The following is a 7889-nucleotide window of genomic DNA, read 5'->3' on the forward strand; positions in this document are numbered from 1 at the left end:
GTCCTGATCAGGCAACGACCGGCTCTACACGACCCCCGCCCCAGGTCGAAGCGCCGGCACCTTAAATGGGCCCGTGCCGCTGCATGAAAGCATTCTGGCTTTCATGTGCAGCCTTTCAGCTGTATGACGCGATGAAAATGAAAAGGAAGCCGATGGCCGCACGAGACCGTTTTTCGAAAAAGCTGACCTGCCCGCAATGCGGCAATACCGGCTTCGCCGAGGCCTCGGAGGACGACCACCCTTCGCGCAAGAATCCCGCGTTTCGTGTCGATCAGCTGCCCAAAGGCTTCTTTGAGCAAAAATCCTCGAATTTCCAGGAAACCTACATCATCCGCTGCGAATGCAGCCGCAAGTTTCCATTCCGGGCACTGACTGAAAAGACCGCCTGAACCGGCTCAGGCAAGGCCCAGCGGGATTACCGCAACCTTGCGGCTCGGACCATAATCACGCTCATGCGACGAAGGATAGCGGTCATTGCGGCGAGCGCTGAAATCGATGCGGTTCGATTCGAAGATACCGTCGGGATAGGTGCCGGTGTCGTTGGTTTCGACTTCGGATTTGGCAGTAACGATTTTAAGGATCATGGGCTCCTCCAGTCCGCCGCCTTAACGGTCGGCGGCACGCTTCCGTTCCGTCATATCCCCGAGATAGTTAAAAAATTAACCATACTTCGCGAACAAAAGACGAAATTAGGGGTCGCCTTTGGTCAGGCAACGAGCTGCTGCCGCGAAGAGAGCAGTGCGTCTCTCCCCGCAAGAGATGTGGATTTACTTTCACCTTCTGCATTTTCCCACCCGCAAGGAAGTGCTATTCTCTACATGTGCAGAACATAGGGGGAACATATGCCGCGCGTAGCAGAACTTTACTTCAAGACCGCAATTGTCTTCTTCATTATCGGGATCGCCATCGGTTTGAACATGGCAATTTCCCACGATCATACCGTCATCGGCGCCCATGCCCACTGTAATCTCTTGGGCTGGGTCAGCATGGCGATTTTCGGGGGGTATCATGCGCTGAACCCGAAGAAAGCGGAACGCCGCATCGCTATGGTCCAGTATTACATCTACACGGCGGGCCTTACGGTACTGGTCCCGGCGCTCTACATGATGCTACGGGGGAATGCGGCCATGGAGCCGGTCGTCGCCGTTTCGTCGCTGATCATCTTTGCCGGCGCTCTGCTCTTCGCCTTCATCATCTTCTCGCCGAAGGAACCGGCAATTACGCCGTCAGCAGCGCCGCTGCGGTAGGATCAAGACTAAAGCGCAAAAGCGAGGGGCAGCCCATGCTGCCTCCCGCTTAGCCCAACATCTACCTTTTTTTCGAACCAGCTGACAGCACGCGATGCGACGCGTCGTCCATAGCCCGGCTCGCTTCCTGGCCATCACGCTTCAGGCCCCAGGCCGTATTTCCGCAAGACGAAAGCAGCAGTGCCGCGAGGCAGGCGAAGGCGAGCATGGATTTCGGCATCGATTTCCCCTGATAGGAATTGGCAATGCCATGGACATGTTACACAAAACGGCAAAATCAATGCCATGGGTCGAACAACTCCAAATCATGAATAAGATCGCCATTCGACGCGAAGGCTTCATCGGCGCAGCCACTTGAATGATGCATATCAGAAATTACTTATATTAACAGGCGTGCAGTGCACGCGGGAATGATGCTTAGCTAGGCATCATGCTGGGAGGTTGTTATGGCAAACACACTGATGGAAGGAAGAAAGATACAGGATTGGGTCAACCTGGTCCTGGCGGTATGCTTGTTCATCTCGCCATGGATTGTCGGCTTTGCGGCTGAAGCCGCGCCGACCTGGAACGCATGGATCGTCGGCATCATTCTCGGCGCCCTGGCGATCACGGCGCTTTCGGCTTTCGCCGAATGGGAGGAATGGGCAAACCTGGTAGTCGGCCTATGGTTGATTGCCTCGCCATGGGCGCTCGGCTTTGCGGCCAGCGCAGCAGCGATGTGGACCGCCGTCATCATGGGAGTGCTCGTCGCTGCGATATCGCTATGGGCAGTCTGGGATGTTCATCATCCGCACGCTCACGCCTAGGCGCGGGTAACAGCAGTCCGACTGGCTGAATAGCATGCATTAAGGCAATGAGGCGGCGTACAGCAAAACAGCCGCCTCAAAAACGTTTTTCGTCTTACGGTTCTACTGCATGATAGGAAATGGTGGGTGATGTAGGGCTCGAACCTACGACCCGCTGATTAAGAGTCAGCTGCTCTACCAACTGAGCTAATCACCCGTTCGCGCTTGGCTGCGCGGTGTGACGGGGCGTATAAACAGGATCGCAGGCCTTGTCCAGCGCCCTGCGGAAAATTCTTTGATTAATTTCGAAGATTTTTCTGCATGGCTGAAATGGGAATGAAATCAAAGGTCGAGCGTACCCGTGGCAAGGCGCACCGCCTGCCCGCCGATCCGGGCATTGGAGATGGTGCCGGCCTCGACATCGACATGCAGGTGGATGAAGGATGGCCGCCCCATCTCCACCCCCTGTTCAATCGTGATCGGATGATGGCCGTCCGGCAGCCGGTCGAAATGGTGGATCGCTCCCGAAAGTGCCGCGACTGCGGAGCCGGTTGCGGGATCCTCGGATATCCCCATGTCACTTGCAAACATGCGCGCGTGGAACTTCGCCGAATGGTTGACGCCGGCGCGGCAGTAGATATAGGCCGAGGCCAGCGAACCGTCGACGAAGGGCACGGTCTTTTCAAAGAGCTGCGGATCGAATTCCAGTCGTTTTGCTACTCCGACATCGTGGACCGGCACGAGCAGGAAAGGAACGCCAGCGCTCCAGATCGAGGGCACGTGATTTTCGAAACCGATCTCCGTCACCTTGAGCGACAGCGCATTGGCGATGCCGAGCTTTTCGAGCGGCATATTGATCTGCTGCGATTTCCGCGGAAGATCGAATTCGGCAAAGCTTACCTCGCCCCGCCGCAGCCGTACCGCGCACCGCACCGGCCCGACATTTTCCTCCAATACCGAAACGAGATCGAGCGTCATGTCGCGGCCGTGCGCCTCTTCGGCAAGGGCAATCGCCGTGCCCACGGTCGGGTGGCCGGCGAAGGGCAGTTCGCGGCCCGGCGTGAAAATCCTGAGCTTGGCTGTATAGGCTGGATTTGCCGAGGGGCGTACGAAGACTGTCTCGGAGAGATTAATCTCGCGGGCGATCGATTGCATCGCCTCCTCGCTGAGATCGTCGCCGTCGAAGATGACGGCCAGCGGATTCCCGGCGAGTTTGCGGTCGGTGAACACGTCATAGACGCTGTAGCTGCGCGCCACATCGGCCTCCTTAATCGGTCATCGAACCTGCAACCTGCCCGACCGGCGAAACGAGTGCAAGATATTAGCCCTCGTTTGTATTAGCGAAATACCAATCGATGATCGGAAGCATGGCGACGTTATAGGGATAGGCGGAGTGATCAGCAGAACGGATCGCAACTGCTCCGGCGATTTCCTTGTCCTCGGCAACAAGCATATGGGCCGCGATCCGCTCGATCATTTCGTCCGCAGCCAGGCCGAAACGGAACAGCCGGAACACGGTGACCGTGCGGCGGAAATGGCTGGCGTAGTAAGTGGTATCCGGCGTTGCATTGCGAAGTTCCATGCCTGTCTCCTCGAGCACTTCGCGGCGCATATTGCTATCGACGTCGCAACGGCCGCCGGCGATATCGTCGAGGTCCAGCGAGCCAGCGGCGCAATAGACCTGACCGGCATTTGCCGTATGCGCGCCCATGCGCACGGCGATGATCGCGCCATCTGACGAGACCATGATGCCGAAGGCAAAAAGGTGGATGCCGCCGCGGCGTTCGGCCTGCTTACGCCACCACAGGAAGGTGGAGAAGGGAATGATGTGACCCCTGCCCGCAATGCCGCCATCGTTCAACGCAAGCTGATGCTGAAACACCATACGACCATCGAAAAGCTCCGGTTTGGCCGATATCTCGCGCTTCCAGTTCTCGCTCGCGAGTGCAGCATTCTGCAGATGATAAGGATGCTCGCCCGCCAGCACGCGAAGGTCGATGGAGGTGACAGGAAAAACAGTCTTCTCCGGCGGCCAGCCGGTAAGATCATCTGAAAATGCAAGACTCATGTCAAATCCAGTGTCATGACGACGGGGCAATGGTCGGAGGCTTTCGGCCGATCCCAGCCGGTGCGCGGATAGCGCTCGACTCCCTGGCCGGGCGGAAAGATAGTGCGGAAGGGCTGACCGTTGCGGATGATCTCCGGCACCCGGCCGGTGTTCGCTTTCGCAAGCGCCGGCGAGAGCCAGAGATAGTCGAGCTGGCAAAGCCATTGCTCTTCCGGTCCCCGCGCGTGATAGAGCGTCCAGCGGTCGAGCGGATCGCGGCGGCGCGCGACATTCTCGGCAAAGCCGTCATGACTGAACACGTCGAGCGCGCTTTCGGTTTCGTCCGTGTGTTCGAAACGGTATCCGCTGCGACGCACGCCGATGACGTTGACGCGCTCCTGGTAGTCGTTCATGTCGCCGCAAATCACGAAATTCTTCCTGGCGGTATGTCCGGCGCCGAAACGGCTCTCGACAATCCGGCGCACGGCCAGCGCCTCCGCCCGGCGGACAGGCATCGTTGCCTGCCGACTGTTGACGCCGTTGGTGCGCGGCCCATCCATCGACTTGAAATGCACGACATAAAGCGTCAGCGGCACGCCGCCGATCGAGAGATCGAGTTCAAGGCAGTCGCGCTTGAAGATCTTGTCGTCGATGCGATTGGTGAGCGCCAATTGATCGTTGAACAGATCGAGCTCGCGATAGGTGAGCATCGCGTGGCTCTTGATCTCCTTCAATTCGATCTTCTGGCCGTCGTGCGTTTCCTCCCGTACGAGGACCGCGACATCGATGCCGCGGCTGTCATTGCCCTTGACGAGATACTTCTGCCGGTAGCCGGTTCCCACCATCCGGAAAAGATAACCGTACTCGAAGGCCTGCAGCGCCCCCATGCTATCGATTTCCTGCAGGCAGAGAATGTCCGCATCGGCATCGGCGATCGCAAGCGCCGTCATCTGTCGGGTATCGTCGGTCGAGGCGACGACCCGCGCTTGCTCGAGCTGCTGGTAGACGCCTTCGCTCTGAATCTCAAAAAGCTTGATGACGCGGTCCTGGCGCAGTTGGTTGCGAAAACCGGTAAAATCGAAACGCGTCATCAGGTTTTCGACGTTGAATGTGGCAATGCGAAGCGACATCGAACATTTCCGGTTGGCGTTATGTCATCTGTAAAGACGAAAGAGGCATTCGGGAAGGCAGCGAGACCGAAATCACAGCCTCCATGCCGAACGGATGGCAATCTTCAGCGCATCGCCCGCCTGCACCGCCGTGCGGCTGAAGGCGCGCAGCATCTGGCCATCCGCCAGGGCCAGTCTCAGCGCATAGCGCTCGCCTTCATAGAGAACCGATTGCACCGTGGCTGGAATGCCCCCGCCGCCGAGCAGGACGTCTTCCGGGCGCACGAGCACATCGATCTGCGACCCGTCGTCCGGTTGATCTAGAATCATGGCCTGCAGCGCATTCCAATCGAAATTTCGCTTATCACCGCCAGGGGACCGCATAGTCAGGATCGCCCCCCGCCCGATCAATCCGCCGACCATCCGGCCTTCCGGGCGTGCATAAATCTCGGCAGGCGGCGCGACCTGCAGCAGGTGGCCCTCCGACATCACCGCGACGTCCGTTGCAAGCGCCATGGCCTCACTCTGATCATGCGTCACATAGATCATGGTCGCGCCGGAGCGCATATGAAACTCGCGGAAACTCTCTTCCATCTCCTGCTTCAGGTGCCGGTCGAGATTGGCGAGCGGCTCGTCGAGCAGAACCACATCTGGCGATGTCACCAGACAGCGCGCCAGCGCCACGCGCTGGCGCTGGCCGCCGGAGAGGTCGGCCGGACGCCGCTCGGCGTATTCCGCAAGCCGCACGGTCGAAAGGGCGTCTCGCACCTTCCGGCGATAAGCTTCGCCCACAATGCCGCGCACCTTCAGCGGATAACCGACATTATCTGCCACATTCATATGCGGCCAGAGCGCGTAGGACTGGAAGACCATCGCCATGTTGCGCCGTTCGGGCGGCAGGGATTGCGAGGCGTCGGCAAGCAGCCGCTCGCCGAGATGGATCGAGCCATCGGTCGGCGTCTCGAAACCCGCAATCATTCGCAACACCGTCGTCTTGCCGCAGCCGGAGGGACCGAGCAGCGCCAGGAAGCCACCCTCGCGCACATCGAGTGAAAGCGCGCTCACCGCTGGTTTTCCAGTGCCGAAATCCTTACCGACATGATTGAGGATCAGCTTCGCCATGGCACCACTCCCTTGGGCAGCCGCCTTGCCAGCAATTCCAGAAGCAGCATCATGACGATGACCATCACGACGATAAGCACGGAAAGCGCAGACGCCAGATCCGAACTGCCGCTGTCATCGAGATTGTAGATTGCCACGCCAAGCGTCTGGGTGCCCGCAGACCAGAGCAGCGCCGAGATCGTCAGTTCGTTGCAGGCAATTAGAAAGACGAGGATGACGGAAGCGCCAGCCGCAGGCGCAATCAGCGGCACGATGATATCCCTCAGCCGGCGGAAGAAGCCTGCGCCGGAAAGCCTCGCTGCCTCCTCCAGCGCCGGATCGAGCTGATGGAACGCGCTGACGACCGGCTTCAGGCTGACAGCAAAGAAGCTGGAGAGGTAAGCGATCAGGATGATCCAGATCGTGCCGTAGAACGTGACGTTGAGAACCGGCAGCGGCGCGGCGAAGACGAGGATGAAGCAAACGGCAATGACGATGCCTGGCAACGAGTAGGGTATCTCAATCAGACCTGAGACAGCGCGCGAAACCGCATCTCTGCGCCGCGTCAACGCATAGGCCGACAGTACTGTCACCAGCAGGAGACACATGGCCGTTCCGGCCGCAAGAGAAAGCGAATTGACGAAGGCCGTCCGCGTCACCGCCTGGCGAAAGAGGACTTCATGAAAAGCGTTGAAGGAGATGGTCTTGAAGGTCAGTGGCACGCCATAGGCCGGCACCAGCGCGCCGGCGAGCAACGCGAAGAACGGTGCTGCCAGCATGAAGAACAAGATGACCCAGATCAGCGGCGCGAACAGATATTTCCAGCCCCCGAGATCGAAGGTGGCAGTCGCACCCGAAAGGCCGAGCACGCGATAGTCTCGGCCGCGCAAGGCCCGATCCTGGACCGCAAGCCCGGCGACGGCGATAATCGCGATGATGGCCGACAGCAGCGCGACTTCGCCGAATGTGCGGCTGGTGAAGGCCGAGAATTTCGAGAAGATCAGCGTTGGTAAAGTGTAGATCGAGGCAGGAATGCCGAGGATCGCCGGGATGCCGAAATTGCCGGTGCAGGAGACAAACGAGATCGCCGCACCCGCGATGACGCCGGGCAGCGACAGTGGCAGGATGATATTGCGAAAAACGCGAAAGCTGGATGCGCCGGAAAGGCGCGCGGCCTCGACCCCGTCGCGCGGCAGCGCCATCAGCCCGGACCTCAGAGCCAGGTAGACGAGCGGCGCGTGCTGCACGCCATAGAGCAGCGCAATACCGCCGACCGAATAAAGCGGTTGCGGGGAGCCGAGCGACGGCGCGATATGCAGCGCTTTGAGAAGCGGGCTCGACGGGCCGGACATCTGCACCCAGGCGAGAGCCGTCACCTGCGGCGGGATCATCATCGGCAGCACGAAGAGGAAGCTCAACAGCCCCTTCCCGCGAATATCAGTCAGGGTCAGCAGAAATGCAAAGGCGCAGCCGATGACGAGTGAAATCAGCGTGCCGAGGATGGCGGTGACGATCGTGCAGGGGGGGGCCGGCCCGAGCGCGGGAGCGGGCAGGCCGGGCGGCACACAGCCAGGGGCCGCCCGGGCGGGGGCTGCAACGG

At 59.6% G+C, this 7889-nt stretch carries 10 protein-coding genes and 1 tRNA gene; 3 read left to right on the forward strand and 8 right to left on the reverse strand.

The annotated features are described in order from the left end of the window. The first annotated feature begins 152 nt into the window (after positions 1-152). Entirely contained in the window at positions 153-389 is a 237-nt protein-coding gene (locus C9413_RS23710; protein ID WP_039846821.1) for a hypothetical protein, read from the forward strand. A 6-nt stretch (positions 390-395) separates the two neighbouring features. On the opposite strand, the gene C9413_RS23715 is transcribed toward C9413_RS23710, so the two are convergent. Further along, positions 396-584 (reverse strand): hypothetical protein, encoded by a 189-nt coding sequence (locus C9413_RS23715; protein WP_039845262.1) that lies wholly within the window; start codon positions 582-584, stop codon positions 396-398. Positions 585-842: 258 nt separating this feature from the next. Between C9413_RS23715 and C9413_RS23720 the strand changes: the two genes are divergently transcribed. Next, entirely contained in the window at positions 843-1247 is a 405-nt protein-coding gene (locus tag C9413_RS23720) for a hypothetical protein (RefSeq protein ID WP_039845263.1), read from the forward strand. Positions 1248-1308: 61 nt separating this feature from the next. On the opposite strand, the gene C9413_RS23725 is transcribed toward C9413_RS23720, so the two are convergent. Beyond that, complete coding sequence (locus C9413_RS23725; protein WP_039845264.1) at positions 1309-1467, reverse strand: hypothetical protein; 159 nt, start codon at positions 1465-1467, stop codon at positions 1309-1311. 226 nt (positions 1468-1693) lie between these two features. On the opposite strand from C9413_RS23725, the gene C9413_RS23730 reads away from it, so the two are divergent. Then, positions 1694-2053, forward strand: a complete 360-nt coding sequence (locus C9413_RS23730; protein ID WP_039845265.1) for an SPW repeat protein — start codon at positions 1694-1696, stop codon at positions 2051-2053. Between the two features lie 120 nt (positions 2054-2173). On the opposite strand, the gene C9413_RS23735 is transcribed toward C9413_RS23730, so the two are convergent. From C9413_RS23735 to C9413_RS23760, 6 genes are all read right to left on the reverse strand, one after another. Then, positions 2174-2249 (reverse strand) — tRNA-Lys (locus C9413_RS23735). A gap of 125 nt (positions 2250-2374) precedes the next feature. Then, positions 2375-3289, reverse strand: coding sequence for a PhzF family phenazine biosynthesis protein (locus C9413_RS23740; RefSeq protein ID WP_039845266.1), 915 nt, complete (start codon positions 3287-3289; stop codon positions 2375-2377). A gap of 64 nt (positions 3290-3353) precedes the next feature. Further along, entirely contained in the window at positions 3354-4100 is a 747-nt protein-coding gene (locus tag C9413_RS23745; protein ID WP_039845267.1) for a hypothetical protein, read from the reverse strand. Beyond that, the gene (locus C9413_RS23750) at positions 4097-5209 is read right to left on the reverse strand and encodes an endonuclease/exonuclease/phosphatase family protein (RefSeq protein WP_039845268.1); all 1113 of its coding nucleotides are present in this window, start codon (positions 5207-5209) and stop codon (positions 4097-4099) included. The genes C9413_RS23745 and C9413_RS23750 overlap by 4 nt, the downstream gene beginning before the upstream one ends. 72 nt (positions 5210-5281) lie before the next feature. Beyond that, entirely contained in the window at positions 5282-6310 is a 1029-nt protein-coding gene (locus C9413_RS23755) for an ABC transporter ATP-binding protein (protein ID WP_039845269.1), read from the reverse strand. After that, a partial coding sequence (locus tag C9413_RS23760; RefSeq protein WP_170250978.1) for an iron ABC transporter permease occupies positions 6298-7889 on the reverse strand: 1592 nt, incomplete at its 5' end. The genes C9413_RS23760 and C9413_RS23755, both read right to left, overlap by 13 nt.

Origin of the sequence: Rhizobium sp. SEMIA 4085 (assembly GCF_013004495.1) — a bacterium.
Lineage (GTDB): Bacteria > Pseudomonadota > Alphaproteobacteria > Rhizobiales > Rhizobiaceae > Rhizobium > Rhizobium gallicum.